Genomic DNA, 26,526 nt, shown 5'->3' with positions numbered 1-26,526 from the left:
ACAGTGACCTCCTATATGTTTAAATTTTGGTTATCTAAAAAATGTGGATAACTTAAAAGAATGAGCATAGTCGATTTTAGCATTTTTTTAAAACTTTTTCCACAAGCAATTGTTCAATGTGGAAAAAAAGTACACAAGGGTGAAAAAAGTTTTCCACAGGGTGTCGACACTTGCGGAAGAAAGTGGTTGTTGAATGAGTTATCCACAAAAAGTTGAGAATAATTAAGCTTGACACAATCATGTTTCAATAACTTATCAACAGCTAAAAAAACACCTGTGTAAAACTTTTTAACAGGCTGTTTTTTTGTGTAAAACTAGTGGAAAAATGGCTGTGAACAGAAAAAAATGTGGAAAACTATCCACAAGCTACTCACAGGAAAATTTAATTTGTGGATAATTGAAACGAATCTTTCTCAGGAAATATTTCTTAAATTTTATTGACAAAAGACCCTATTACTCGTTATACTATCAAAGTATGTCTATATATTGATGGATAGTTACAATTTCAGGAGGTGTAATTGCATGAAAAGAACGTATCAACCAAACAAACGTAAACGCCAAAAAGTTCACGGATTCCGTAAACGTATGAGCACTAAAAATGGCCGTCGCGTATTAGCAAGCCGTCGTCGTAAAGGTAGAAAAGTTATTTCTGCTTAATGATGGTCTGGTCTTTTAAACAGTCAATTTCTAAGAACCCTTAGTTATCTCCATAATTTTTTGGAAGATGTGAAGATAACTAAGGGTTCTTTTTCTGTTTTCAATAAAAGAAAGCAGGATTCTATAGAAAAGGCTACTAAAAAAGAGCGGAAATATGCTATTATTATTAAGAAGTAAAAAAATATAGAAACAAAGGGATGCCGATGAAAAAGTCCTACCGTGTCAAGAAAGAAAAAGAATTTCAACAGGTGTTTAATAAAAAACAATCTTGTGCAAATCGTCGTTTCGTGGTGTACGTTTTAGAGAAACCACAACAAGTCCATTTTCGAGTGGGGATTTCTGTTGGGAAGAAAATTGGAAACGCGGTCACAAGAAATGCTGTGAAGCGGAAAATCCGCGCGAGTTTATTTCAATTAAAAGACCGTATCTCTCCAGAAATTGATTTTATCGTGATTGCACGTCCAGGATTGGAAAAGTTATCGTCTGAAGAAGTGAAAGCTAATTTAACACATGTGTTAAATTTAGCTAAAATATTAGATGTAAGAGAGGGAATTGAGTAGTGAAGAAGTATAAGCGCTTATTATTAATGGCTGGGTTAGTGACCTTAGTCTTTGTTTTATCCGCCTGCGGAACCGCGCCCGTAAGTGAAAGTAGTACAGGAATTTGGGATCGATACATTGTTTATTATTTTGCCCAAGCGATTAAGTTCCTATCATTAGGCGGCAGTGTCGGAATTGGGATTATCCTATTTACGTTAGTCATCCGGATTATTTTATTGCCGTTGATGCATTTCCAAACGAAGAGTATGCGTAAAACACAAGAGTTGCAACCGCAATTAAAGGCCTTGCAACAAAAATATTCTTCAAAAGATCCTGAAACACAACGCTTATTCCGAGAAGAACAGCAACGTTTGTATGCAGAGAATAATGTGAATCCTTACATTGGCTGTTTACCACTGTTGGTTCAACTACCAATCATGATGGCTTTGTATCAAGCCATTTCACGCGTGCCTGAGTTAAAAGAAGGAACGTTCTTGTGGTTAAGCCTCGATAAGCCGGATCCGTATTTAATTTTACCGATTTTAGCAGCTGTCTTTACGTTTGCTAGTACGTATCTTTCAAGTATGAGCCAACTAGAAACAAATGCCTCACTGAAAATTATGAATTACGTTATGCCAGCGATGATCTTCTTTATGGGGATTTCATTAGCCAGCAGTTTATCTCTTTACTGGGTGGTCTCAAATGCCTTCCAAACAGGGCAAACATTGTTATTAAACAATCCATTCAAAATCCGTAAAGAGCGGGAGGAAGCAGCACGTCAAGCCAAAGCACGGGAGCGAGCGCTTGAACGAGCAAAAAGTCCTAAGAAAAAAGGGAAGAAAAAATAAAGGAGGTCGTTCAGATGCCGATTTATGAAGGAAATACAATCGAAGAAGCAACGCAGAAAGGCTTACAAGCACTTGGTTTAACCAAAGAGGATGTTACAATTGATGTGTTAGACGAAGGAAAAAAAGGATTTTTAGGTCTAGGAAAAAAACTTGCCCAAATTTCAATGGAACCAACGATTAGTGAGCAAGTCACAGAAGCGGTCGAAGAAACAGTGGAAGATATTGTTGTTGCCGATGAAGCAACAGCAGTGGAAGAAGCAGTTGAGGAATTAACCGAAGCAATTCCTAGTCTCTCAGAGGAATCAACACATTCTTTAGAAAATCTGGAAGACGAAGCTGCTATTACTGAATTAGCGATGTATTTAACGAATATTTCAAATGAACTGAACGCCCCTGCCATGGTTCGCATAGCGCGCGAGAATGGCAATATTATCTTCCATTTAGAAACAGAAAAACAAGGTATCTTAATTGGAAAACACGGAAAAGTGTTAAATGCGTTACAGTATTTAGCGCAAGTCTTTATTCACCGCATTGCAAGCAATAAGCTATCGATTGTTGTGAATGTCGGAAATTATCGTGAAAAACGTCATGAAATTTTGGAACGTTTAGCGAAACGCACCGCGGAAAAAGCCAAACGTACTGGGCGGCCAGTCTTCTTGGAACCAATGCCGGCTTTTGAAAGAAAACAAATTCATCACACGCTAAGTAAAGATGAGCAAATCAAAACCCATTCTGAAGGGGATGAACCTTATCGGTATTTAGTGGTTGAACCAGTTAAGAAGTATTTTTAAACAAACAAAGAAACGTTGGCAACTCTCAGCAGGGACTGAATAGTTGCTAACGTTTCTTTGTTAAATGATTTTTTAGCCATCTTCGTTTCTTTTTTTATGTTATGATAATCAGTAATTACTCCAGTAGTAAATTCAAATGAAAAAGTTTTGTAAAGAGACGTAGGGGGAGCAACAGGTATGCGTACGGAGAAAATACTGGTTGTAGATGATGATGCAGCAGTTCGTCGCTTGATTTGGAAAGCATTACAATCAACAGGTATTCTTATTTACCAAAGTGAATCAATTGAAAAAACAAAAGATATCGTGTCCAGAGTTACCTTTGATTTGTTCATTTTAGATGATAACTTGGAACATGACAGCGATGGTTACTACTTAGTCCAAATGATTAGAGAGAAATATCCACTAGTGCCAATTATCTTTTTTAGTAGCAAAAAAGAAGAAGAGGATATTATTGCAGCCTTGGAAATGGGCGTGGATAGTTATATAACGAAACCTTTTTCCTTGAATGTTTTTAAGGCTCAGGTGATTGCTTCGTTGAATCGAGCTCGAATGATTCGAAAACAATTGAATGTTTATAAAAAAGAAGAGCTACAGGTAGGCGATTTCCGTTTTGATTATGGTCGTTATCAACTATTTAAAAAGGATTTACCTATTTCATTGTCTTCGAAAGAAGTTCAATTAATTCAATTTTTTCTGGAGAATCCCGAGCAAGTATTCTCTAAAGAACAAATTTACAGCAGTGTTTGGGGTACTGGGGATGTCGATGCGAATACGATTATGGTTTTTATTAATCGTTTACGAAGTAAATTAGAAGAAAACCCGAAAGAACCTTGTTACCTTCGGACCGTTTGGGGCATTGGTTATACCTTTACGCCAGATGGTTGCGTACAAAAAAAATGAAAAAAGGCCCGCAGTTGCACGAGCGACTGCGGGTCTTTTTTGCTTATTCAATTTGCCGACGTTCCATTTCTTTCAAAATAAATTGAAGCGAACGATTTAGATGTTCATGGGTTAAAAGTGTGATCTGGTCAATATTCTTTGTTTTCATTCCGCGGAAAATTAACCAATGTTCTTCTAGGGCAATACTACGACGTTCTGAGGCACGAATCGCAATATCTCTGAAATAGATTAAGTAAGCATGGAGATCAGTCACAATTTTTTTTAAACGTAGCATCTGACTCTTAGTATAAATAAAGGAATTAAAATCTGAAAAGTTCTGTAGTAAGTCATCTACTTGGTTATTTTTATTGTATTGTTCTCCTTCGAGAAGTAAGGCTTCCAATTCATCAAAATCTTCTGGTGTCATGAGTTCCATGGCTTTAATGGTTGCTAAAGTGTCCAAAGATTTACGAATATCATAAATTTCATAAGCATCTTTCATACTGATCCCTTTAACCACGATACCCACCATAGGTATATGTTCCACCAATTGTTCTTTGACCAATTCTTGTAAAGCAAAGCGAATGGGCGTCCGACTAATGTTTAATTGCTCGGAAAATTCTTTTTCGTTAATCCGTTCACCTGCAGGAATATCCCCTAAAATAATGGTTTTTTTAAAGGCTTCGTAGGTACAAATTTTTAGAGGTTTACTGCTGGTTAAATCTAAGTTCCGTTTTACTGCTTCAACCGTTGGATTCATATGAGGCACCTCCCTATAGGTTATTTTTATAGATAATAAATATAATATTAAAAATGAAAATATAACGCAAGAAAAGACAAAATGAAAAGAAAACCGAGGAGAAAAGGTACTCCTACGGTTTCAGCGACGACGTTTAATTTTGTGGAATAAATAAAGGCATGTGACCTAAAGCAACAATTGTTACAACGAAAATAACGAAAATTCCTAAGGCATATTTTGCCGATTCTTTTTGCCATTGACCCATATCTAAACCAGTTAAACGTAATAGCAAGTAAATAAATGCCACTAATGGACTTAATAAGTGGAACGCTTGCCCCATTAAGGAAGCTAAAGCCATAGACATATTGTCAAATCCATAAGAACGTCCAGCTTCTGCTAGGACTGGTAAGACACCGAAATAGAAACCATCGTTTGAAATAAAGAATGTTCCTGGTGCTGAAATGAACGCAATCACTAAGCCCCAAGCGCCGGCTAATTGTTTTGGAATAATATTAACAAAGCTATTTGCTAAGGCATTGGCCATACCAGAACCTTGGAATAAGCCCATGAAGACGCCAGCAGCAAAAACTAAGATAACTACTTGCACAGCATCACCAGCATTTGCACTGATGCGGCTGCTTTGATCTTTTAATTTTGGATAGTTGATCATTAAAGCGATACAAGTACCAACTAGGAATAATAATAACGGTGGCATTTCAATCCACGAAGGCAAACCTAATTGACCAACGAATGAACTTAGGACTAACCAACCGATTAAGATAATCGTTAAAATACCATTGAATGCAAAATTCTTTGGACGACGAATTTCTAATAACTCAGGATCGTTAACAATAGTCATTTCTTCCAATTCTTTATCAGTAAGCGTTGTCACGCCTAAGCGAGCACGTTCTTTTTTCCCCATGCGATAAGCAACAAAGAAGATAACATACAATACAGATAAAATCATACCAGGTGCTAAATAAGAAAGAATATCGGCATCAACTTCTAGTACGGCCATGGCACGAGCTGTTGGACCGCCCCAAGGTAATAAGTTCATAATGGTGTTTTGTAAGATAACAAGCACACCTAAATTCATCAATTTCATATTAAGTTTTTTGTAGATGGGAATAAACGCAGAACAGCAAATCAAGGTCGTGGTTGTTCCATCTCCGTTTAAGGAAACAGCAGCAGCAACTACCGCAGTAGCCATCAAGACTTTCATTGGATCGCCTTTAGCAAAGTAAATCATTTTTTTAGTGATTGGGTCAAACAAACCAGCATCCAACATAATAGAGAAGTAAAGAATGGCAAATAATAACATAATACCAGTTTTTGAAGTAGTTGAAATCCCATCTAAGACGAAATTCCCAATGTTGACTTCAGGGACAACACCGTCAGCACCAGGTGGCGGACTCGCTACTCCAGTTGCAATTGCAATCAAAGTAAAAATAAGAGGAATAATTACTAAAGATGTAAACGGTGACAATTTCTTTTTCATGATTACATACATAAAGATGATAATCATACCATAAGCTAAAATAGTGAGTAACATGTTTTTCTTCCTTTCTTTTTTAGAACTTTTTTGTAAGCGTTAACAACCGGTGTTAATAAAAAAGAATAGCCATGAGAAATGTTTCACAGTATTCTGGTTTACAACAAAAAATATTTTTTGTGTTTGTCTATAGTGTGAGAATATACAAACTTTCGCAGAGAATAAATAGCCTAAAACAAAAAGAACATCAAAAAAACAATTCAACAATCAAATTCTTATTAATAACTTAATATAATATTAATAGAATCTTAACGTCTGATAAATGCTTATATACCAATGTTTACAGAGTTTTTTTCACAAAATAAACAATAAAAGAACAATCTGAGCTAGTGTTTTCACTAGGTTTTTTAACGGTTTTTTCTATAATGAACGTATACCAAGAATTAGTGAAAGGAGAGACAATATGGGCCTATTTAAGTCCTTATTCAAGAAAGAGCAACACACGCAGGATACCGAGATTAATGAAAGCGTTATCCAACGTGAAGCGGATAACTTGGAAAAGCGATGGATAGATATACCAGCATATATTCCTGCTGAGCCAAAAGAATATCAATTGGTAAGTATTGTGGCCACTGCCATCGCAGCAGGAGAGTTTCCAGAAAGTCGTTTTGTTATCAAAAAAATCGCAAAACGAAATCCAGAAGCAAAAGAAGTTGCCATTATTGCAGCCAGTATAGCTGCAGAGCTTTCAGAAGAGTCTCAGCTAGTTGTCAAAAGAATTTCAAAACAAAACCTTGAGGAGGATCATTATGTTACGCAAATTTAAAATTTCAATTGATGGGAAAGAATATTTAGTCGAGATGGAAGAAATCGGTGGCGTCCCACAACCAGCACCTGTTGCGCCACAACCAACAGCGCCAGTTGCTACGACAGAAACACCAGCCCCTGCTGTTGAAGAAGCCCCAGCGCCAGCAGCACAGCCAGCCGCCCCAGCAGGAGCAGATGCAATGCCTGCGCCAATGCCAGGAACTGTGTTAAAAGTATTAGTCAATGTTGGTGATACGGTGTCTGAGAACCAACCATTGTTAATTTTAGAAGCAATGAAGATGGAAAATGAAATCGTTGCAGGAAAAGCAGGTACGGTAACAGGAATTCATGTTACCCAAGGCCAAATTGTGAATCCAGGGGAACCATTAATAACAATTAACTAGAATTAATTTAAGAAGAGGAAGTGATTTGTGTGGAGACACTGATTCAAGGTGTTATAGGAATGGGCCAAGAACCAGGACGCATTGTGATGATGCTGATTGGTGGACTATTAATGTATTTAGGAATAAAAAAAGAGTATGAACCAACACTTTTAGTGCCGATGGGTTTAGGAACGATTTTAGTGAACTTTCCCAATTCCGGCGTATTGAGCGCTGGCGGCGAGCCAGGTCCGTTTAATGTTCTTTTTGATTTTGGAATAAAAACAGAGTTATTCCCGTTATTATTATTTATTGGGATTGGGGCAATGATTGATTTCGGGCCATTGTTACAAAATCCGTTTATGTTGATGTTTGGTGCCGCTGCACAGTTTGGGATTTTCTTTACAGTTATTATGGCTGTTTTATTAGGTTTTGATTTAAACGATGCTGCTTCGATTGGGATTATTGGTGCCGCTGATGGTCCAACGTCTATTTTCGTAGCAAATACCTTACATTCAAAATACATGGGGGCCATAATGGTTGCCGCTTACTCCTACATGGCGTTAGTTCCGATTATTCAACCAGTAGCGATTAAAGCAGTGACGACGAAAGCCGAACGTCGGATCCGTATGACTTATCGGGCCGGTGAAGTTTCTCAAACAGCGAAAATTCTTTTCCCGGTTGTTATTACGATTGTCGCAGGGTTAATTGCGCCGGTGTCATTACCATTAGTTGGTTTCTTAATGTTTGGGAACTTATTAAGAGAATGTGGCGTTTTGGATCGTTTATCCATTACAGCTCAAAATGAATTGGTCAATATTATTAGTATCTTGCTAGGACTATCTATTTCCGTTAGCATGAACTATGCAGAGTTCTTAAAAGTCGATACGTTGATGGTTATTGGCTTAGGGTTAGTCGCCTTTATTATGGACTCAGTCGGCGGCGTGCTTTTTGCTAAATTCTTGAATTTATTTAGAAAAGAAAAAATCAATCCAATGATTGGTGCTGCGGGTATTTCCGCTTTCCCAATGTCTAGTCGGGTCATTCAAAAAATGGCTACAGATGAAGACCCACAAAACTTTATTTTAATGCATGCTGCTGGTGCCAACGTTTCAGGACAAATCGCTTCTGTAATTGCTGGTGGCTTACTATTAGCCTTTTTAACATAGGACGGAAAGGAGAACGAATACATGTCTGTTAACATGGAAGATTTAAAAATTGCTTTTGAACTGTTAGGTTTTGGTTGGGGCGGCGTTTTCGTTGTTTTATTTATCATTTATCTAGCGTCTAAATTACTAACAAAATTATTTCCAATTAAAAAATAAAGGAGGTTATTGCTGTGAGCAGCGTATATACAATGAAAAGAATCTGGTTGCAAAAAGATAAAAAAGCTTATCAAGCTTGGCGCGAATTAATGGAAAAAGCCGAATTGCAAACGACAGAAGCACTTGATTACACCGTTGGCATATATGATGACACAGCATTAATCGCCTCTGGCTCGCTTTCAGGCAAAACGATTAAGTGCGTGGCCGTTTGTAAAAAATATCAATCTGAAAATTTGTTAACCCAATTGGTGGTTCATCTACTTGAAAAACTGAGAGAAGAAAACCAATTACACAGTTTTTTGTATACAAAACCAAAAAATGAACAAATTTTTCAGTCGCTAGGCTTTCAAAAAGTGGTTGCGAATCAAGAGGTGCTATTTATGGAGCAAGGCAAACCAGATTTTGCCGATTATCTTGGTTACCTGACACAACATAAAAAAGCAGGGCCAGCCAGTAGCATTGTCATGAATGCAAATCCTTTTACGAAAGGCCATCAGTACTTAGTCGAAAAAGCAGCCCAAGAAAGTCCGCACGTTTATGTGTTTGTTTTATCTGAAGATAAATCGCTATTTTCAAAAGAAGCACGTTTCGCAATGGTGCAAAAAGGGGTCGCCCATTTACCCAATGTGACAGTCCTATCTACAGAAGATTACTTAGTTTCGTCTGCGACTTTTCCTACCTATTTTTTGAAAGAAAAAGCGCCATTAGAGGTAGCTGCAATTCAAGCAACGCTTGATGCAACGTTATTTAAAGAAAGAATTGCGCCAATACTTGAAATTCAGCAACGTTATGTGGGAGAAGAGCCTTATTCAGAAGTGACCGCTGTCTACAATCAAGCAATGCAACTAGTTTTCGGACAAACGATAACGCTAACCATTGTCCCGCGATTAGCGAGTGATGGAGAGCTGATTAGTGCGACGAAAGTTCGCAAAGCGATGGCTGAAGGCGACAAAGAGACACTCAAGAAGTTTTTACCAGCAACAAGTTATCAATACTTAGTAGAACACAAGAAACTAATGAGGTGAAGAAAGTGAAGATTATCAAAAATGCTACTGCAGGGACAGTAGAATCAAGTGATATTATGATTACCGTCCAACCCATTGAATCAACAGAAAATACCATTGAATTAGAAAGTAGTGTCGAAAAACAATTTGGCAATCAAATTCGTCAGGTGATTACGACAACTTTGGAACATTTAGATGTCCAAGGCGTTGCGGTCAAGGCGATTGATAAAGGGGCATTAGATTGTACGATCAAAGCTCGGATGATTACAGTTTTACATCGAGGCGCTGAAAAAGAAACGTATGATTGGAAGGAGTTGGACTCATGGAACGTTTAAGAAGAACAATGATGTTTGTCCCTGGAGCGAACGCAGCAATGCTAAGAGATGCACCTTTGTATGGGGCAGATTCAATCATGTTTGATTTAGAAGATGCAGTTTCATTAAAAGAAAAAGACTCTGCCCGTGTTTTAGTCCATTCTGCTTTGAAAACTTTCGATTATGGCAATATTGAAATTGTTGTTCGGATCAATGCTTTAGATGCCGGTGGCGCAGAAGATATTGAAGCAATGGTCTTAGCTGGTGTCGATGTGATTCGTTTACCAAAAACAGAAACAGCCCAAGATATCATTGATGTCGAGGCAGTCATTACAGAAGTAGAACAGCAAAATGACATTCCCGTAGGAACAACGAAAATGATGGCTGCCATCGAATCGGCTGAAGGTGTTCTAAATGCGCCCGCGATTGCCAAAAGTTCAACTCGCTTGATTGGCATCGCGTTAGGCGCCGAAGACTATGTTACCAATATGAAAACACGGCGCCATCCAGATGGCCAAGAACTATTCTTTGCTCGTAGCATGATTTTACATGCCGCTCGAGCAGCTGGGATTGCAGCTATTGATACGGTCTATTCAGATGTAGACAATACGGAAGGCTTTGAAGCCGAAGTTCGTTTGATTAAACAGCTAGGTTTCGATGGGAAATCGGTGATTAACCCTCGTCAAATCCCATTAGTTAATACTATTTATGCGCCAACAGAAAAAGAAATCCAGAATGCTAAGGAAGTAATCTGGGGCATTCGGGAAGCCGAAGCAAAAGGTTCCGGTGTTATCTCCGTAAATGGAAAAATGGTTGATAAACCAATTGTTGAACGAGCTGAACGGGTCATTGCGTTAGCATTGGCGGCTAAATTAATTACCGAGGAGGAAATATAGACATGGTAGTAAATAAAGTAGGCAAAGACATTCCTCAATCTTATGCAGAGCAATACGGCATTTATGAAGGAGAATTAGCACACATTGATGCTTATCAAGAAGCGAGCCGAGCAATTAAACCAGTGAAACCTCGGGAGACAAAACTTTTAGGAAGTATTCGTGAAGCAATTGAAAAAACAGGTTTAAAAGATGGCATGACCATCTCTTTCCATCACCATTTCCGTGAAGGAGACTATGTGATGAATTTAGTTTTAGCCGAGATTGCCGCCATGGGGCTGAAAAACATTTCGATTGCACCTAGTTCAATTGCAAATGTTCATGAACCTTTGATCGAACACATTAAAAATGGAGTAGTCACCAACATTACTTCTTCAGGTTTGAGAGATAAAGTAGGCGCCGCTATTTCAGCAGGTATCATGGAAAATCCTGTGGTGATTCGTTCACATGGTGGCCGGGCACGGGCAGTAGCAGCAGGCGATATCCATATTGATGTAGCTTTCTTAGGTGCACCAAGTTCAGACGCTTATGGAAATGCGAATGGAACCAAAGGAAAAGCTACCTGTGGTTCTCTTGGATATGCGATGGTCGATGCAAAATATGCGGATCAAGTGGTCATCATTACTGACACATTAGTACCATATCCTAATACCCCTATCAGTATTCCACAAACAGATGTTGATTATGTGGTAGAAATTGATGCAATTGGTGATCCAGATGGAATTGCCAAAGGCGCAACACGTTTTACAAAGAATCCTAAAGAATTATTGATTGCTGAATATGCCGCAAAAATAATTACACATTCTCCTTACTACAAAGAAGGCTTCTCATTCCAAACAGGAACAGGTGGCTCTTCACTAGCAGTTACGCGGTTCATGAGAGAACAAATGCTTAAAGATGGTATTAAAGCAAGTTTCGCTTTAGGCGGAATTACGAATGCAATGGTGGAACTTTTGGAAGAAGGCTTAGTAGAAAAAATTATTGACGTCCAAGACTTTGATCATCCATCAGCTATTTCTTTAGGGGAAAATGCCAATCATTATGAAATTGATGCCAATATGTATGCTTCACCGCTTAGCAAAGGGGCGGTTATTAATCAATTAGACACAGCTATTTTATCTGCTTTAGAAGTGGACACAGATTTTAATGTAAATGTCATTACTGGTTCAGATGGTGTTATCCGTGGTGCTTCTGGCGGACATTCCGATACAAGTATGGCTTGTAAAATGAGTCTAGTGATTGCACCACTTGTTCGTGGACGGATTCCAACAATTGTTGAGCAAGTAAATACAGTCGTTACACCAGGTACGAGTGTCGATGTCGTAGTAACAGAAGTCGGCATTGCAATCAATCCAAAAAGAACAGACTTAATTGATTGTTTTAAAACTTTAGATGTTCCTCAGTTTACGTTAGAAGAGTTGAAAGACAAAGCCTACAACATTGTTGGCACCCCGGAACCAATTAAATATGGAGACAAAGTCGTTGCGTTAATTGAATACCGAGATGGTAGTCTAATTGATGTGGTACGCAATGTTTAATGGGGAAAAAGTAACACTTTTAGAGATGTTGGATGCTCGCGAACAAAGAGCTGCCACACAGAAGGAGTTGTTAGAAACAGCACCAGAAGCTAGTCTCTTATCTGCCACAATGAATATTCCTGGAGAAGTGAAAAATTCGCCCACCTTAACGGCTGTTTTTTTAGAAGTAATTGACGAAGTCGAGCAACAATTGCTGGATCAAGTACCGATTGTTAATTTTTACCGGAATGAAAAGACAGGTCCTGAATATTATTTGGCGGTTTCGTTAGCCCCACAAGAATTAAAACAAAGAATGGTCAAAATTGAAGAAACACATCCTTATGGTCGTTTAGTGGACCTAGATGTTTTATGGGGAAATGAAGAACTAAAAAGCCTTCATCGAGGAGATTTAGGCTTGCCACCACGGCGCTGTTTTATTTGCCAAGAAGAGGCGAAAGTCTGTGGACGAAATCGACGTCACAGTCTTGAAGCAATGCAAGAAAAAATAACAGAAATAATTTTGACACGAAAGGAGCAGCCAAGTGAGTAAAAAAATTCGTTTTACAGAAACGGTGCTACGGGATGGACAACAAAGTTTAATTGCAACACGGATGCCAACCTCAGATATGCTGCCGATTATTAAAACAATGGACGAGGCAGGATTTCATGCATTAGAAATGTGGGGCGGGGCAACGTTTGATTCCTGTGTCCGCTATTTAAACGAGGATCCTTGGGAACGTCTTCGCCAAATTCGCAAAGAAGTTAAAAATACCAAACTTCAAATGTTATTACGAGGACAAAATTTACTAGGATATCGTCATTACGCTGATGATGTGGTGCGGGCCTTTGTCGAAAAATCAGTTGAAAATGGGATTGATATTATTCGTATTTTCGATGCCTTGAATGATGTCCGTAATTTACAAACAGCAATTCAAACAACAAAAGAAGCTGGCGGACACTGTCAAGCAGCGATTTCTTATACCACGAGTGAAATTCATACCATCGATTACTTTGTAAAATTAGCCAAAGAATTAAGTCAAACAGGAGCGGATTCCATTTGTATTAAGGATATGGCAGGCGTTTTGACGCCACAAACGGGTTTTGAATTAGTGAGCAAAATGAAAGATGCCATTGATTTACCTTTAGAGGTGCATACGCATGCGACTAGTGGTATTTCTGAGATGACCTATTTAAAAGTTGCTGAAGCAGGTGCGGATATCATCGATACAGCTATCTCTTCTTTCGCTGGCGGTACGAGTCAACCAGCCACAGAATCTGTAGCCATTGCGTTAGAAGATTTAGGCTTTGAAACAGGTTTAAATATGGAAAAAGTAACAGAGATTGCTGACTATTTCAATCCGATTCGTGATCGTTTTAGAAGTGAAGGCATTTTAAACCCTAAAGTTAAAGATACGGAACCGAAAACCTTGATTTATCAAGTGCCTGGTGGTATGTTATCAAACTTATTAAGTCAATTAACGGAGCAAGGTTTACAAGACAAATATGAAGAAGTTTTAGCTGAAGTACCTAAAGTAAGAGCGGATTTAGGGTATCCACCACTAGTTACGCCGCTTTCACAAATGGTCGGAACACAAGCTTTAATGAATGTGATTTCTGGGGAAAGATATTCCTTAATACCGAATGAAATCAAAGATTATGTGCGCGGAGAATATGGCAAATCACCAGCACCTATCGCAGAAGAGATTAAGCAAAAAATCATTGGGGATGAAGAAGTAATTACTTGTCGACCAGCGGATTTATTGAAACCAGAGTTGCATAGTTTAGAAAAGGAAATCCAACAATACGCAAAATCTGAAGAGGATGTCCTATTATATGCGATGTTCCCACAACAAGGAAAAGACTTTTTAGGACGTCGTGAAGATCCTTTTTACGATGTACCGTTACAGAAAGTGACAGTCAAACTTGACTTGCCAGAATAGAACGGGCAAGTGCTCCGCAAATGTATAAAGAAGCAAGGGTTTGAGCGACGATAACGGTTGTTCAAACCCTTGCTTCATCAAATAGAAAAAAGGCAGCCCGTGAAAGGAAGTGACAATGTGTTAGAAGAAGTTCTAGCAATTCATCAAAAAAATATTGGTGTGCTAAGTCTTGAAGCAACAGAAGCGGTATTAAACCATCATGATTTAGCCAAAATGTATACACCTGGTGTCGCAGAATTGAGTTTAATGATTGCCCAAAATCATGAATTAGCGCGCGAGTGGACCATTAGTGGTAAGTTAATTGCGGTTATTACAGATGGGTCAGCTGTTCTGGGTCTCGGCAATATGGGCACGCAAGCGGGCTTGCCAATTGTTGAAGGCAAAGCTTTACTTTATAAAAATTTGGCGGGGGTCGATGCTATTCCTTTAGCACTGGAACAAAAATCAGTTGACGAGATGGTTCAAACAATTGAAAATTTACAAAATAGTTTTGCAGGAATCCATTTAGAAGATATTTCTGCACCAAAATGTTTTGAAATTGAAGAAAAACTTCAACAACGTTTGAACATTCCTGTGTATCATGATGACCAAGAAGGCACAGCCATTGTCGTTTTAGCTGGGCTAATCAACGCAGCCAAAATTAAAGGAAAACCTTTAAATCAATTGCGTGTGGTGATTAACGGAGTTGGTGCTTCTGGTGTAGCGACCGCTAAGTTATGTATTCAAGCGGGAATTACGCATCTTACCTTAGTAGATCGCCAAGGTGTTTTAAGAGAAGAAGACCCGACATTGAATCCTTACCAACGTGCTTTGCTTCGACAGGTAATAAAACCATCAGTAGAAAACAAAGATTTAGCCACCGCTGTCGTCAATCAGGACGTTTTTTTAGGCTTATCAGAAGCGGATGTGCTAACGCCAGCCCTGATTAAATCAATGAACCAAGACCCAATTATCTTTGCTTTAGCAAATCCTAAACCAGAAATTGAACCAGCCCTCGCCCAAGCCAATGGCGTCCGTTTATTAGCAACTGGTTCTTCCAAATATCCGAATCAAGTGAACAACATTTTAGCTTTTCCAGGTCTTTTTAAAGGGTTATTGGCAGCGAAAGGCAGAAAAGTCGATGTCGGTTTGCAAATGACAGTAGCACGAAGCTTGGCCGCTATGATTTCAGAACCCACAGCAGAAAAATTCATACCTAATGTATTTGATGGCGGCGTAGTTGACACGGTTTTTAATGCTGTACTAGACTATATAAAACAAGAAAAGACCACGGCACAGAAGAAGGGACGTAAAAGGCAATGACAAAGCAAGCAAGGAGTAAATTAGCGCAGCAAGCACAATTGGCACTACTCTATGAAGTGACCTGTTTAAATAAACCAGGCTTGGTGGATCCAGTCGATGCAGGCGCCCATCAAGATATGGATGTTTTCACTTTTTTAGAAAGTAGTGTGGTTTTGACTCCTTATTTTGAAACCTTCGTTCAAGCTGGGACAGAGCTACGTCATTTGCCGATTGAGGCAACATTTCGCGCGATTCGACAAGTTGGTTTAGAAGCAGAACGAGCGATGTTTGAGGCAACAGAAGGGATCAATACACATAAAGGAGCAATTTTTTCTCTAGGTATTTTTTTAGCTATCTGTGGTCGTTTAATGATTTGGGAGACCCCTTGCACCTTACAATTGTTTCAACAAACGCTTCAAACAATGACGCAAGACTTACTGGCCGACTTTGAAAACCTCGCTACGAATGAGCTAGAAAAACTAACTTGGGGTGAACGACTATTTGTTCAGCATGGCTTGACTGGAATCCGTGGTGAGGCGCAACAAGGGTATCCCGCTGTATTTGAACAGGGAGTGCCTTATTATCAAAAACATCAAGGCACACAACAACAAAAACTCATTGATACGCTCCTTTATTTATCGCTCTATGTTGAGGATACGAATTTGATTAAACGAAGTCAAAATGTCCAAATTTTTGAAATATATCAACCGTTAATCCAGGAATATTTTGCTTTAGGGGGGACACAAACGTTACGGGGAACCCTTTGCTTAGAAAGATTGAATCACTTATTCAAAGAAAAAAATTGGAGTATTGGCGGCAGTGCAGATGCTTTAACTTTGGTGGTGTTTTTAGATAAACTAATGAAATTAAATTGGCTGACGCCTTAATTAAAAAGATAGTTACAACGCTGATTTGGTCAGTTGTTTTGACCTTATATGCCTATGGAAAGGTCTCAAGAGAATTCAAGAAAGCGATTGACAAATACCACGAAACACAGTATATTTTATTACGAAATCATTCTTATCAGAGTATACAAATACGATGATAAACAGTTGAAGCGAATCTTGATTTGCTTTTCCTAAACCTGATTCTTTTAGAATCAGGTTTTTGTTTATCTAAAAGGCGGCATTCGTTCAAAAACGGCTGTCGTCTTTTTTTTATGAAATTTTTTTAATATAAAAAATTTCATAAAAAAATCTTAAAAACAGAAAAAATTGTTATAGATTAGAGTCATTTTTTTGATGTAAAGTTTTTATGACTTACAGCCATAAAATTGATAAAAACAGTCAAAGAAGCAGAAAAAATAATAGTGGAATTTCTCAAAAAAATAAAAAAATTTTCCGTTATTTAATTATCGATTTATCAAACGATAAGTTATAATAAAATAATTTATTTATCTTTAATGATTGGGGAGAAACGTATAAACTTCCTCATTTTCCTCTCATTGTATAATAACTCACTAATGAATTAGTGAGTTTTTTAACATATTTAGGATGCTTGTTATCAAATGAATTTTTATATAAAAATTCACAGCATTATATTTTGAAAAGCTGAGGAAATGTACTAAACTGCAGGTGTTAAATCCATTTAAATCGCTAAAGGGGGAGATGAACAACTAGGGGAAGCTAATGATCTTGGTATTTATCGTTTATTTTAAAGAAAAGAGGGACGATCAGATGAAAAAGAAAATTGTTGAGGATTTTAATCGGAAAAGTCAGCATAAAAAATGGACAAAACGCAAGATGCTTAATTTAGCAATATCAAGTGGTTTATTATTTACGTCATTAGCAATCCCTGTAAGTATAGCTGTTACCTCTGGCACAATCAGTGCATCAGCAGCGGTCTTGGATATCGAACTATTATCAAATGTTACGTCAAATAATGACAGTGGTACTTCAACGAGTAATCGTTGGACAGCCGCAAACCAAAATCAACCAGTTAATTTCACGGTTTCTGGTGGCGCTTTAGCAGATGCTTCCGCTGTGTTTAGTGGACAAAAACAAGCGGTGTTAGTGGTTCCTCCTGAGTTAAGAGGAAATGTAGCTGCAGCAGGCAGCGCAGCAATCAATACCAACGTTACGATTGATCTTTCAAAAGTTACTTTTTTGACTGCCGTTTTGAATGCAGCCAATGATTTAACCAATGTCATTACTCAAATTACCAGTGGAGCGTTAGGGAATTTAACTGGTGTTGATATTGATCTGACGGAAGTGAATCGTCAGTTGGAATTAGTGAATAACATTGAAAACTTAGGTGCTGCTTCATTTACAGCTCCGGAAACGTTAGCAGCTGACGGCTCATACATTAGTGCACCGATTAGTGATGGTTTAGGGTTAGTTTTAGCCCAAAATGTTTCAAACATCTTACAAGATTTGAATGCGGCCGTTCAAGCTTTGGAGGCAAAAGGAACCAGTATCCCAAGTAATCTTGTCGCTACAGCCATAAATGCAGCCTTGCTTCCTGTCAAAGGCACGGTAAACGTGGCTGTTTCAGGTGCTTTGCCTTTATTAGCGGTTGGTGGTTCAGGTGTGAATGAGTTAGTGGATGCTTCTTTACTAGGCGCAACTACGGTTACTTTACCAACTACCGTTTCAACACCTCAAAATTTATCCAATAATTTAGATGCTCGTTTTGTAGGAACAGTCGTTCAAACAGATCTTTTAGACGTTAATTTATTAGCAACAGCAGACGGTGTATCCAACATTTATTTTGCTGCAGGTACTACTAGTGAAGTAACCGCACCTACCGTAACAGGAGTAACAGGCAATTCAACAGCAGGTTACGAAGTTAAAGGAACTGCCGACGCCAATGCCACGGTTGAAATCCGAAATGCAGGAGGTGCCGTGATAGGTACAGGTACTGCTGATGGGACAGGGGCATTTACAGTTACCATTCCCGCAGGTGAAGCAGGCGCCAATGAAACGTTAACCGCCGTAGCGAAAAACGCCAGCGGTACAGAAAGTACGCCAACAACGTTCCAAACACCAGCGGATGAAGCAACCGTAACCGCACCAACAATCACAGGAGTGACAGGTAATTCAACGGCAGGTTACGAAGTTAAAGGAACTGCCGATGCCAATGCCACGGTTGAAATCCGAAATGCAGGAGGCACCGTAATAGGCACAGGTACCGCTGATGGGACAGGAGCGTTTACAGTTACCATTCCCGCAGGTGAAGCAGGTGCCAATGAAACGTTAACCGCCGTAGCGAAAAACGCCAGCGGTACAGAAAGTACGCCAACAACGTTCCAAACACCAGCGGATGAGACAACCGTAACCGCACCAACAATCACAGGAGTGACAGGTAATTCAACGGCAGGTTACGAGGTTAAAGGAACTGCTGATGCCAATGCCACGGTTGAGATCCGAAATGTAGGAGGCACCGTAATAGGTACAGGTACCGCTGATGGGACAGGGGCATTTACAGTTACCGTTCCCGCAGGTGAAGCAGGCGCCAATGAAACGTTAACCGCCGTAGCGAAAAACGCCAGCGGTACAGAAAGTACGCCAACAACGTTCCAAACGCCAGCGGATCCTAATACGCCCGTGGCGACGCCAATTGTTGAGACTGTAACAGGTAGTACAACAAAAGGCTATGAGGTCAAAGGGACTGCTGAAGTTGGCACCACCATTGAGGTTCGCGATGCAGCTGGCACGGTCCTTGGTACTGCAACAACTGGAACTGATGGAAAATATACAGTGACTTTAGCTCCAGGAACAGCAACAGCAAATCAAACGCTGAGCGTTGTAGCGAAAAACGCTAGTGGCACGGAAAGTCAACCAGCAACGGCGACAACACCAGCTGATGTCACTGCACCAACAGTTGATAACATCACAGGTAACTCTGGTTCGGGTTATGAAATTACAGGAACAGCAGACCCTAACACAACAATCGAAGTTCGTGATCCAGCTGGGGCAGTCATTGGTACAGGTACCTCTGATGCGAATGGTGATTTTACTGTCACACTACCAACGGGAACGACCAATCCTGGGGATACGTTAACAGTGATTGGAAAGGATAACGCGGGAAATGAAAGTCAACCGACTGAAGTCCTTGTTCCTTCTGATGCCACGGTTACAGCACCAACTGTAACAGGAGTAACAGGTAATTCAGTTGCTGGTTATCAGGTGACAGGCACCGCTGATCCGAATGCTACCATCGAAATTCGTGATGCAGATGGGAACGTGATTGCAACAGGGACTGCCGATGGGACTGGTTCCTTTGCTGTGAACCTTCCAGCTGGGACGGCAAATGCGAATGAAACATTGACAGCGTTAGCCAAAGATCCTGCTGGCAATACAAGTACACCGACAACCTTCCAAACACCAGCAGATGAAGTAGTGGCACCGCCAAGTGTCGACAAAGTAACCGGGAATACAACACAAGGATATCAAGTGACAGGTACCGCTGAACTTGGCACCACCATTGAAGTTCGTGCAACAGACGGAACAGTTTTAGGCACCGCAACAACTGGACCGACTGGCCAATATACTGTGACGTTAGCTTCAGGAAAAGCAACAGCGAAACAAACAGTGAATGTAGTTGCTAAAAATGATACTGGACTTGAGAGTCAACCAACTACAGCTATGACACCCGCTGATGTTACCACACCAACAATTGGTGACATTACTGGAGATTCAACAACTGGTTATGAAATCACTGGGACGGCGGACCCTAATACCACCATTGAAGTACGGAACCCAGATGGAACAATTATTGGTACAACGACAACGGATGATCAAGGAAACTTTACTGTGGACCTTCCATCGGGAGCCGCTAATCCTGGTGATACATTAACAGTTGTTGGAAAAGACGGTGACGGCAATGAAAGTCAACCAACGGAAGTGACGGTCCCTGAAGATGCAACCGTAGCAGCACCAACTGTGACGACTGTTACAGGAACAACTGCCACTGGGTATCAAGTAACCGGCACGGCAGAGCCAAATGTCACCATTGAGATTCACAATGAAGCAGGTTTAGTTATTGCTACGGGAACGACTGATGGTGCTGGCGCCTTTACAATCACTCTTCCGACGGGCACAGCAACAGCTAACGAAGCCTTAACTGCCATTGCGAAAGATGCTGCTGGGAAAGAAAGTAATCCGACTGCTTTCAAAACACCTGCTGATCCAGATGCACCAGTCGCGACACCTACTGTTGACAAAATCACTGGTAGCACGACAAAAGGCTATCAAGTAGTAGGAGCAGCAGAAGTTGGTACAACAGTTGAGGTGCGTGATGCCGATGGCACAGTCCTTGGCATGGCAACTACTGGAACTGATGGCAAATACACAGTGACTTTAGAGCCAGGGAAGGCCTCAGCTAACGAAACAATAACTGTCGTAGCGAAAAATGCAACAGGAAAAGAAAGTCAGCCAGCTACAGCAACTACACCAGCCGACTTAGCCACACCAACCATTGATTCTATTACCGGAAATTCTGGTAAAGGTTACGAAATCACTGGAACGGCGGAGCCAAAAACCACTATTGATGTCCGTGACGCAGACGGAACCATCATTGCTGCTACCACTGCTAACGAAACCGGCCAATATACGGTGACTCTACCAGCTGGCGTAGTGACACCAGGAGAAACGATTACGATTATTAGCAAAGATGGCGCTGGCAATGAAAGTCAACCAGCTACAGCCGTTATTCCAGCGGATGTTGTTTTAGCGGCGCCAACTATTACGAAGGTTGAAGGAAACAAAGCCAATGGCTATACAGTCACTGGAACTGCTGATCCAAATGTCACGGTTCAATTTTACAATAGCAGTGAACAATTATTGGCAAGTGGCAATACAACTACTGGAGGCACCTTCTCCGTTCATATTGCAGCAGGGTTAGCAACAGAAAAAGAAACGTTAACCGCACTAACCACAGATACACAAGGAAATGTGAGTCCTAAAACCACATTTATGACGCCAGCCGATATTACGGGAGAACCAGAAATTAAAATTGCGGCACCAACTGTTTCTTCAGTTTTAGGAACGTCTAAAGCCGGCTACCTCATCAAAGGAACAGCTGAACCAAACCGAATCATTCAAATTAGTAACCGACTATTAAGAAGTGTGATTACTGTAGGTGCCACCGATGCTGAAGGCAACTTCGCTATCCAATTAACAGCGGGACAAGCGACTGCTCAACAAAGTTTACTTGCGACAGCTACCGATGGCGCAGGACATTACAGTACGGCTACAACCTTCATGACACCAGCCGACCCAACGAATCCTGGAGGAGGCAATGGTAACACTGGCGGAAATAACGGCAATACAGGCGGCAATACAGGAAACAATGGCGCAACTGGCGGGAATAATGGGAATGGTTCAAACACAGGTTCAAATCCAAATGGAGGTTCTGGTTTAGGCACAACAGGTTCTGGCTTAGGTTCACTAGGCAATGGCATCGGTACAAATGGTAGTGGCTACCACCCTAAACTAAGTACCATCAGTTATGGCACTGGAAATCACGGGAAAACAGGCTTCTTACCTAGCACAGGTGAAAAAGAGTCTTCAGCCGTGACAACAAGTTTGTTTGGCGCCTTTGTCGCACTCCTTGCGAGCATGGGAATCATCAAACGCAAACGTAAAAACTAGCTCTCTCCTTTAATTCCTATAGATGAGAAAACGTATTGTTGAGAATTCCCCACTCAATGATACGTTTTCTCGTTCCATTTAATGAAGAAAAATTGCCAAATAGAATAAAATGTGCTATTCTATTTTCAGAAAATCGAAGGAACAAGCAGTGAAAGTGCTAAATCCAACCTGAATTTTTTAATGCAGGAGGAGTGGGCGCTTTTTTTGTTGTTATGAAGAAAGGAAGCTAATTATGCAATCAGCTACAATGGAATTTGATACAATTGCGGCGATTTCTACGCCGCCGGGTGAAGGTGCGATTAGTATTGTTCGTTTAAGTGGCGAGCAAGCAGTTGCTATTGCAAACAAAGTTTATCGGTCAGGCACTAAAGATTTAGCTAAAGTCCCCACGCACACGATTCATTATGGTCATATTGTTGATCCGCAAAACGATCAATTGATTGATGAAGTCATGCTTTCTGTGATGCGGGCACCGAAAACATTTACACGAGAAGACGTGGTAGAAATTAACTGTCATGGCGGCATTGTCGTGGTGAACCAATTATTGCAATTACTGTTACGTGAAGGCGCACGAATGGCCGAACCTGGGGAATTTACAAAACGTGCTTTTCTAAATGGCCGAATGGATCTTTCACAAGCAGAAGCAGTGATGGACTTAATCCGTGCTAAAACGGATAAAGCGATGAATGTTGCATTGAACCAATTGGATGGTAACTTGTCGGCGTTAATTCGTTCATTAAGACAAGAAATTTTAAATACTTTAGCACAAGTAGAAGTTAATATCGATTATCCAGAGTATGATGATGTCGAAGAATTAACCACGAAATTACTTTTAGAAAAAGCCGAATTTGTGAAAGCGCAGATTCAACAATTATTAACGACCGCTAAACAAGGAAAAATTTTGCGAGAAGGTCTAAGTACAGCAATTATTGGCCGACCAAATGTCGGGAAATCCAGTTTGTTAAACCATCTGTTACGAGAAGAAAAAGCTATCGTTACAGATATTGCTGGAACGACACGTGATGTCATTGAAGAATACGTTAACGTTCGCGGCGTTCCTTTAAAATTAATTGATACAGCGGGGATTCGCGAAACAGAAGACATTGTGGAACGAATTGGTGTCGAACGTAGCCGCAAAGCGTTAGCAGATTCGGATTTAATTTTGTTAGTCTTAAATCAAAGCGAAGAATTGACAGAGGAAGATCGTCAACTGTTGGAAGCAACGAAAGGCTTAAAACGCGTTATTCTTTTAAATAAAATGGACTTACCGACAAAACTGGATCCTAACGAATTACAAGAATTAGTCCCTGCAGAAGAAATTTTATCCGTTTCGGTGTTGTCAAACACAGGCTTAGACCAGTTAGAAGCGAAAATTGCTGATCTTTTCTTTGGCGGCCAAACAGGCGAAAAAGATGCTACCTATATTTCTAATACACGTCATATTGCTTTGCTAGATCAAGCAGCGCTTTCGTTACAAGAAGTGATTAACGGCATCGAAGCAGGTATGCCAGTCGATTTAGTTCAAATTGATATGACCCGTTGTTGGGATTATTTAGGGGAAATCGTCGGCGATAGTGTCCAAGATGAATTAATTACACAGTTATTTAGTCAATTTTGTTTAGGAAAATAAGACAAGAGAGGAATTTTTTATGAATCAATATCAAGCAGAATCATATGATGTTATTGTCGTCGGTGCTGGACATGCTGGCTCTGAAGCAGCCTTAGCAGCCGCACGAATGGGCGTTAAAACGTTACTTTTAACGATTAATTTAGATATGGTTGCTTTTATGCCATGTAACCCTTCTGTTGGTGGACCTGCCAAAGGAGTCGTTGTCCGAGAAATCGATGCATTAGGCGGCGAAATGGGTAAAAACATTGATAAAACCTACATCCAAATGCGGATGCTAAATACTGGTAAAGGTCCAGCAGTGCGTGCGTTGCGCGCGCAAGCTGACAAACATGCCTATGCGACAGAAATGAAACATACCATTGAAAAAGAAGAAAATTTAACCCTTCGTCAAGGGATTGTTGAAGAATTAATCGTGGAAGATGGCGTTTGTCGTGGTGTTGTAACTTCAACAGGTGCCGCATACCGTAGTCAAGCAGTGGTGATTACTGCCGGTACTGCCTTGCGTGGCGAAATTATTATTGGTGAATTAAAATATTCATCAGGACCAAACAATTCGCAACCTTCCGTTGGTTTAGCCAATCATTTAAAAGAATTAGGTTTAGAAATCGATCGCTTTAAAACAGGAACGCCGCCGCGAGTAAAATCAAGTACGATTGATTATTCTGTGACAGAGGAACAACCAGGCGATAAAGAACCCAACCACTTTAGTTACAGCACGCCAGATAGTGCCTACAATCAAAACCAAGAACCTTGTTGGTTAACTTATACGAATGAAACAACGCATGAAATTATTCAAAAAAATCTACACCGCGCCCCAATGTTTACTGGGATTGTGGAAGGTGTGGGCGCTCGGTATTGCCCATCCATCGAGGACAAAATTGTTCGTTTTGCAGACAAACCAAGACACCAATTGTTCTTGGAACCAGAAGGGTTGAATACCGAAGAAGTTTACGTCCAAGGCTTATCTACTTCTTTACCAGAAGATGTCCAAACAGAAATGCTTCATTCTATTGAAGGATTAGAAAAAGTAGAAATGATGCGTACAGGTTACGCCATTGAATACGATGTGGTAGTCCCTCACCAATTACGCCCAACATTAGAAACAAAGGTCATTGAAAATCTTTATACAGCAGGTCAAACGAACGGAACTAGTGGCTACGAAGAAGCTGCTGGTCAAGGCTTGATGGCAGGAATTAATGCTGCATTGAAAATTCAAGGCAAAGAGCCTCTTGTTTTAAAACGTAGTGACGGCTATATTGGCGTCATGATTGACGATTTAGTTACAAAAGGCACTAACGAACCTTATCGCTTATTAACGTCACGTGCGGAGTATCGTTTGATTTTACGACATGACAATGCGGACTTACGTTTAACAGAAATGGGTCATGAAATTGGCTTAGTCAAAGAAGAACAATATGCCGCCTATCTAGTCAAAAAAGCGGCTGTTGAAGCGGAAATTGCCCGCTTAGGCAAACATCGGATTAAACCAACCAAAGAAGTGCAAGCATTTTTGGAAACCAAAGGCGCTGCTGGCTTAAAAGATGGTATTTTAGCTAGAGATTTTCTGAAACGCCCAGAAATCAGTTATCAAGAAGTCGCTCAATTTATCCCCGCACCTGAAGAGGCACTCGATCCGAAAGTGATTGAACAAGTAGAAATTCAAATCAAGTACGAAGGCTACATTAAAAAAGCCATGGAAAAAGTTGAGAAACTAAAACGCATGGAAGCAAAACGCATTCCAGAAAACATCGATTACCAAGCGATTAACGGCTTGGCTACAGAAGCAAAACAAAAACTACAAAAAATCCAACCAGAAACGATTGCCCAAGCAAGCCGTATCAGCGGTGTGAACCCCGCTGACATTAGCATTTTGATGGTCTACATCGAACAAGGAAAAATCGCGAAAGTGCAAGGATAATAAAAATTTGAAGCAGTTGCTTCTTCACGGATGATTGATTGTGAAGAAGCAACTGCTTTTTTGTTTTGAATTAGTCTACTTTTTTTTCTAAACTGCAAAAAAAGACTGTCTTAAATAATTTCACAAACTGACCTATACTGAAAGCGCAAACAAATGATAGGAGTGGAACAAATGACAGATTGGTTAGGAATTAAAGGAAAAGTAGTGATTGTTACAGGAGGCTCATCTGGTATTGGTCGCAGCATTGTTGAAAGCTTGTTAGCACAAGAGGTCTATGTCGCTAATTTTGATATTTCAGCATCAGAAACGCAACATGAGCATTTACTCTTTGTGAAAGTCAATGTAACTTCTCGAGCAGAAGTAGAAGCGGGTGTCGCTCAAGTGGTGGAAAAATTTGGAACCGTAGATGGCCTAGTAAATAATGCCGGAATCAATATTCCTCGTCTATTGGTGGATAAAAATCATCCTCATGGGCCTTATGAATTATCGGATGAGGTATTCGACAAAATTGTAGCCATCAATCAAAAAGGGCTCTACCTAATGAGCCAAGCAGTGGGCCGGATTCTTGTACAAAAACAAGCAGGTGTCATTATTAATATGTCTTCAGAAGCTGGATTAGAAGGCTCCGAAGGGCAAAGCGCCTACGCTGCAACGAAAGCAGCGGTCAGCAGTTATACACGTTCATGGGCTAAAGAGTTAGGAAAATCAAACGTCCGTGTCGTGGGGCTTGCGCCAGGTATTATGGAAGAAACGGGCTTGCGCACTTTAGCATACGAAGAAGCATTGGCTTATACACGAAATATTTCTGTTGAGCAATTGCGAGCAGGTTATTCAAAAACAAGTACGATTCCATTAGGTCGTAGCGGAAAACTCCATGAAGTCGCTGACTTAGTATGCTATTATTTATCAGACCGTTCAAGCTATATTACAGGCATCACCACAAACGTAGCTGGAGGTAAAACAAGAGGATAGAGGTGGG

General features: G+C 40.2%; 23 protein-coding genes. 21 read left to right on the top strand and 2 right to left on the bottom strand.

The window, feature by feature from the left end; all coding sequences use genetic code 11:
- The first annotated feature begins 522 nt into the window (after positions 1-522).
- From rpmH to IGL86_RS13000, 5 genes are all read left to right on the top strand, one after another.
- Entirely contained in the window at positions 523-657 is a 135-nt protein-coding gene (rpmH, locus tag IGL86_RS13020) for a 50S ribosomal protein L34 (protein WP_002356012.1), read from the top strand.
- Between the two features lie 203 nt (positions 658-860).
- Positions 861-1,217: a ribonuclease P protein component gene (gene rnpA, locus IGL86_RS13015; protein WP_033625232.1), complete on the top strand. Its 357-nt coding sequence runs from the start codon at positions 861-863 to the stop codon at positions 1,215-1,217.
- The gene (locus IGL86_RS13010; RefSeq protein WP_002356010.1) at positions 1,217-2,044 is read left to right on the top strand and encodes a YidC/Oxa1 family membrane protein insertase; all 828 of its coding nucleotides are present in this window, start codon (positions 1,217-1,219) and stop codon (positions 2,042-2,044) included. The genes rnpA and IGL86_RS13010 overlap by 1 nt, the downstream gene beginning before the upstream one ends.
- A 14-nt stretch (positions 2,045-2,058) precedes the next feature.
- Positions 2,059-2,835, top strand: a complete 777-nt coding sequence (gene jag, locus IGL86_RS13005) for an RNA-binding cell elongation regulator Jag/EloR (protein WP_002361456.1) — start codon at positions 2,059-2,061, stop codon at positions 2,833-2,835.
- Between the two features lie 177 nt (positions 2,836-3,012).
- A complete protein-coding gene (locus tag IGL86_RS13000) occupies positions 3,013-3,735 on the top strand; it encodes a response regulator transcription factor (RefSeq protein ID WP_002363545.1) in 723 nt (240 codons plus the stop codon).
- Between the two features lie 43 nt (positions 3,736-3,778).
- On the opposite strand, the gene IGL86_RS12995 is transcribed toward IGL86_RS13000, so the two are convergent.
- Complete coding sequence (locus tag IGL86_RS12995) at positions 3,779-4,474, bottom strand: GntR family transcriptional regulator (protein WP_002356006.1); 696 nt, start codon at positions 4,472-4,474, stop codon at positions 3,779-3,781.
- A gap of 133 nt (positions 4,475-4,607) precedes the next feature.
- Positions 4,608-6,005, bottom strand: coding sequence for a CitMHS family transporter (locus tag IGL86_RS12990; RefSeq protein ID WP_002410309.1), 1,398 nt, complete (start codon positions 6,003-6,005; stop codon positions 4,608-4,610).
- A gap of 403 nt (positions 6,006-6,408) precedes the next feature.
- Between IGL86_RS12990 and IGL86_RS12985 the strand changes: the two genes are divergently transcribed.
- From IGL86_RS12985 to IGL86_RS12910, 16 genes are all read left to right on the top strand, one after another.
- Positions 6,409-6,771 (top strand): hypothetical protein, encoded by a 363-nt coding sequence (locus IGL86_RS12985; RefSeq protein WP_002356004.1) that lies wholly within the window; start codon positions 6,409-6,411, stop codon positions 6,769-6,771.
- Complete coding sequence (locus tag IGL86_RS12980; protein WP_002363547.1) at positions 6,755-7,156, top strand: acetyl-CoA carboxylase biotin carboxyl carrier protein subunit; 402 nt, start codon at positions 6,755-6,757, stop codon at positions 7,154-7,156. The genes IGL86_RS12985 and IGL86_RS12980 overlap by 17 nt, the downstream gene beginning before the upstream one ends.
- 29 nt (positions 7,157-7,185) lie before the next feature.
- Positions 7,186-8,301 (top strand): sodium ion-translocating decarboxylase subunit beta, encoded by a 1,116-nt coding sequence (locus tag IGL86_RS12975; protein ID WP_002383526.1) that lies wholly within the window; start codon positions 7,186-7,188, stop codon positions 8,299-8,301.
- Positions 8,302-8,322: 21 nt separating this feature from the next.
- A complete protein-coding gene (locus IGL86_RS12970; protein WP_002356001.1) occupies positions 8,323-8,457 on the top strand; it encodes an OadG-related small transporter subunit in 135 nt (44 codons plus the stop codon).
- 32 nt (positions 8,458-8,489) lie between these two features.
- The gene (gene citC / locus IGL86_RS12965; RefSeq protein ID WP_033626112.1) at positions 8,490-9,482 is read left to right on the top strand and encodes a [citrate (pro-3S)-lyase] ligase; all 993 of its coding nucleotides are present in this window, start codon (positions 8,490-8,492) and stop codon (positions 9,480-9,482) included.
- Between the two features lie 5 nt (positions 9,483-9,487).
- Entirely contained in the window at positions 9,488-9,796 is a 309-nt protein-coding gene (gene citD / locus IGL86_RS12960) for a citrate lyase acyl carrier protein (protein ID WP_002355999.1), read from the top strand.
- On the top strand, positions 9,784-10,671 hold the full coding sequence (gene citE, locus IGL86_RS12955) for a citrate (pro-3S)-lyase subunit beta (protein ID WP_002355998.1): 888 nt from the start codon (positions 9,784-9,786) through the stop codon (positions 10,669-10,671). The genes citD and citE overlap by 13 nt, the downstream gene beginning before the upstream one ends.
- Before the next feature lie 2 nt (positions 10,672-10,673).
- The gene (gene citF / locus IGL86_RS12950) at positions 10,674-12,206 is read left to right on the top strand and encodes a citrate lyase subunit alpha (RefSeq protein WP_002355996.1); all 1,533 of its coding nucleotides are present in this window, start codon (positions 10,674-10,676) and stop codon (positions 12,204-12,206) included.
- On the top strand, positions 12,199-12,735 hold the full coding sequence (gene citX / locus IGL86_RS12945) for a citrate lyase holo-[acyl-carrier protein] synthase (protein ID WP_002390266.1): 537 nt from the start codon (positions 12,199-12,201) through the stop codon (positions 12,733-12,735). Before citF ends, citX begins: the two co-directional genes overlap by 8 nt.
- A complete protein-coding gene (locus IGL86_RS12940; RefSeq protein ID WP_002355994.1) occupies positions 12,728-14,125 on the top strand; it encodes an oxaloacetate decarboxylase subunit alpha in 1,398 nt (465 codons plus the stop codon). The genes citX and IGL86_RS12940 overlap by 8 nt, the downstream gene beginning before the upstream one ends.
- A gap of 117 nt (positions 14,126-14,242) precedes the next feature.
- On the top strand, positions 14,243-15,427 hold the full coding sequence (locus tag IGL86_RS12935) for an NAD(P)-dependent malic enzyme (protein WP_010707911.1): 1,185 nt from the start codon (positions 14,243-14,245) through the stop codon (positions 15,425-15,427).
- Positions 15,424-16,293: a triphosphoribosyl-dephospho-CoA synthase CitG gene (gene citG / locus IGL86_RS12930; RefSeq protein ID WP_016618488.1), complete on the top strand. Its 870-nt coding sequence runs from the start codon at positions 15,424-15,426 to the stop codon at positions 16,291-16,293. The genes IGL86_RS12935 and citG overlap by 4 nt, the downstream gene beginning before the upstream one ends.
- 741 nt (positions 16,294-17,034) lie before the next feature.
- A complete protein-coding gene (locus tag IGL86_RS12925) occupies positions 17,035-21,999 on the top strand; it encodes an Ig-like domain-containing protein (RefSeq protein WP_430605620.1) in 4,965 nt (1,654 codons plus the stop codon).
- A 232-nt stretch (positions 22,000-22,231) separates the two neighbouring features.
- Positions 22,232-23,629: a tRNA uridine-5-carboxymethylaminomethyl(34) synthesis GTPase MnmE gene (gene mnmE / locus IGL86_RS12920; RefSeq protein ID WP_002355989.1), complete on the top strand. Its 1,398-nt coding sequence runs from the start codon at positions 22,232-22,234 to the stop codon at positions 23,627-23,629.
- 19 nt (positions 23,630-23,648) lie between these two features.
- Positions 23,649-25,547: a tRNA uridine-5-carboxymethylaminomethyl(34) synthesis enzyme MnmG gene (mnmG, locus tag IGL86_RS12915; RefSeq protein WP_002355988.1), complete on the top strand. Its 1,899-nt coding sequence runs from the start codon at positions 23,649-23,651 to the stop codon at positions 25,545-25,547.
- 171 nt (positions 25,548-25,718) lie between these two features.
- Positions 25,719-26,519, top strand: coding sequence for an SDR family oxidoreductase (locus IGL86_RS12910; protein WP_033625624.1), 801 nt, complete (start codon positions 25,719-25,721; stop codon positions 26,517-26,519).
- The last annotated feature ends 7 nt before the right edge of the window (positions 26,520-26,526 follow it).

The organism is Enterococcus sp. DIV0774 (genome assembly GCF_050539095.1).
GTDB classification, from domain to species: Bacteria; Bacillota; Bacilli; order Lactobacillales; family Enterococcaceae; genus Enterococcus; species Enterococcus faecalis.
This window is presented reverse-complemented; position numbering and strand designations above follow the sequence as displayed.

Bases quoted from the DNA above. Each gene is read 5' to 3' on its own strand.
- rpmH (WP_002356012.1), top strand. From the start codon at position 523: ATGAAAAGAACGTATCAACCAAACAAACGTAAACGCCAAAAAGTTCAC.
- rnpA (WP_033625232.1), top strand. From the start codon at position 861: ATGAAAAAGTCCTACCGTGTCAAGAAAGAAAAAGAATTTCAACAGGTG.
- jag (WP_002361456.1), top strand. From the start codon at position 2,059: ATGCCGATTTATGAAGGAAATACAATCGAAGAAGCAACGCAGAAAGGC.
- IGL86_RS13000 (WP_002363545.1), top strand. From the start codon at position 3,013: ATGCGTACGGAGAAAATACTGGTTGTAGATGATGATGCAGCAGTTCGT.
- IGL86_RS12995 (WP_002356006.1), bottom strand. From the start codon at position 4,474: ATGAATCCAACGGTTGAAGCAGTAAAACGGAACTTAGATTTAACCAGC.
- IGL86_RS12990 (WP_002410309.1), bottom strand. From the start codon at position 6,005: ATGTTACTCACTATTTTAGCTTATGGTATGATTATCATCTTTATGTAT.
- IGL86_RS12985 (WP_002356004.1), top strand. From the start codon at position 6,409: ATGGGCCTATTTAAGTCCTTATTCAAGAAAGAGCAACACACGCAGGAT.
- IGL86_RS12980 (WP_002363547.1), top strand. From the start codon at position 6,755: ATGTTACGCAAATTTAAAATTTCAATTGATGGGAAAGAATATTTAGTC.
- IGL86_RS12970 (WP_002356001.1), top strand. From the start codon at position 8,323: ATGTCTGTTAACATGGAAGATTTAAAAATTGCTTTTGAACTGTTAGGT.
- citC (WP_033626112.1), top strand. From the start codon at position 8,490: ATGAAAAGAATCTGGTTGCAAAAAGATAAAAAAGCTTATCAAGCTTGG.
- citE (WP_002355998.1), top strand. From the start codon at position 9,784: ATGGAACGTTTAAGAAGAACAATGATGTTTGTCCCTGGAGCGAACGCA.
- citF (WP_002355996.1), top strand. From the start codon at position 10,674: ATGGTAGTAAATAAAGTAGGCAAAGACATTCCTCAATCTTATGCAGAG.
- citX (WP_002390266.1), top strand. From the start codon at position 12,199: ATGTTTAATGGGGAAAAAGTAACACTTTTAGAGATGTTGGATGCTCGC.
- citG (WP_016618488.1), top strand. From the start codon at position 15,424: ATGACAAAGCAAGCAAGGAGTAAATTAGCGCAGCAAGCACAATTGGCA.
- IGL86_RS12925 (WP_430605620.1), top strand. From the start codon at position 17,035: ATGATCTTGGTATTTATCGTTTATTTTAAAGAAAAGAGGGACGATCAG.
- mnmE (WP_002355989.1), top strand. From the start codon at position 22,232: ATGCAATCAGCTACAATGGAATTTGATACAATTGCGGCGATTTCTACG.
- mnmG (WP_002355988.1), top strand. From the start codon at position 23,649: ATGAATCAATATCAAGCAGAATCATATGATGTTATTGTCGTCGGTGCT.
- IGL86_RS12910 (WP_033625624.1), top strand. From the start codon at position 25,719: ATGACAGATTGGTTAGGAATTAAAGGAAAAGTAGTGATTGTTACAGGA.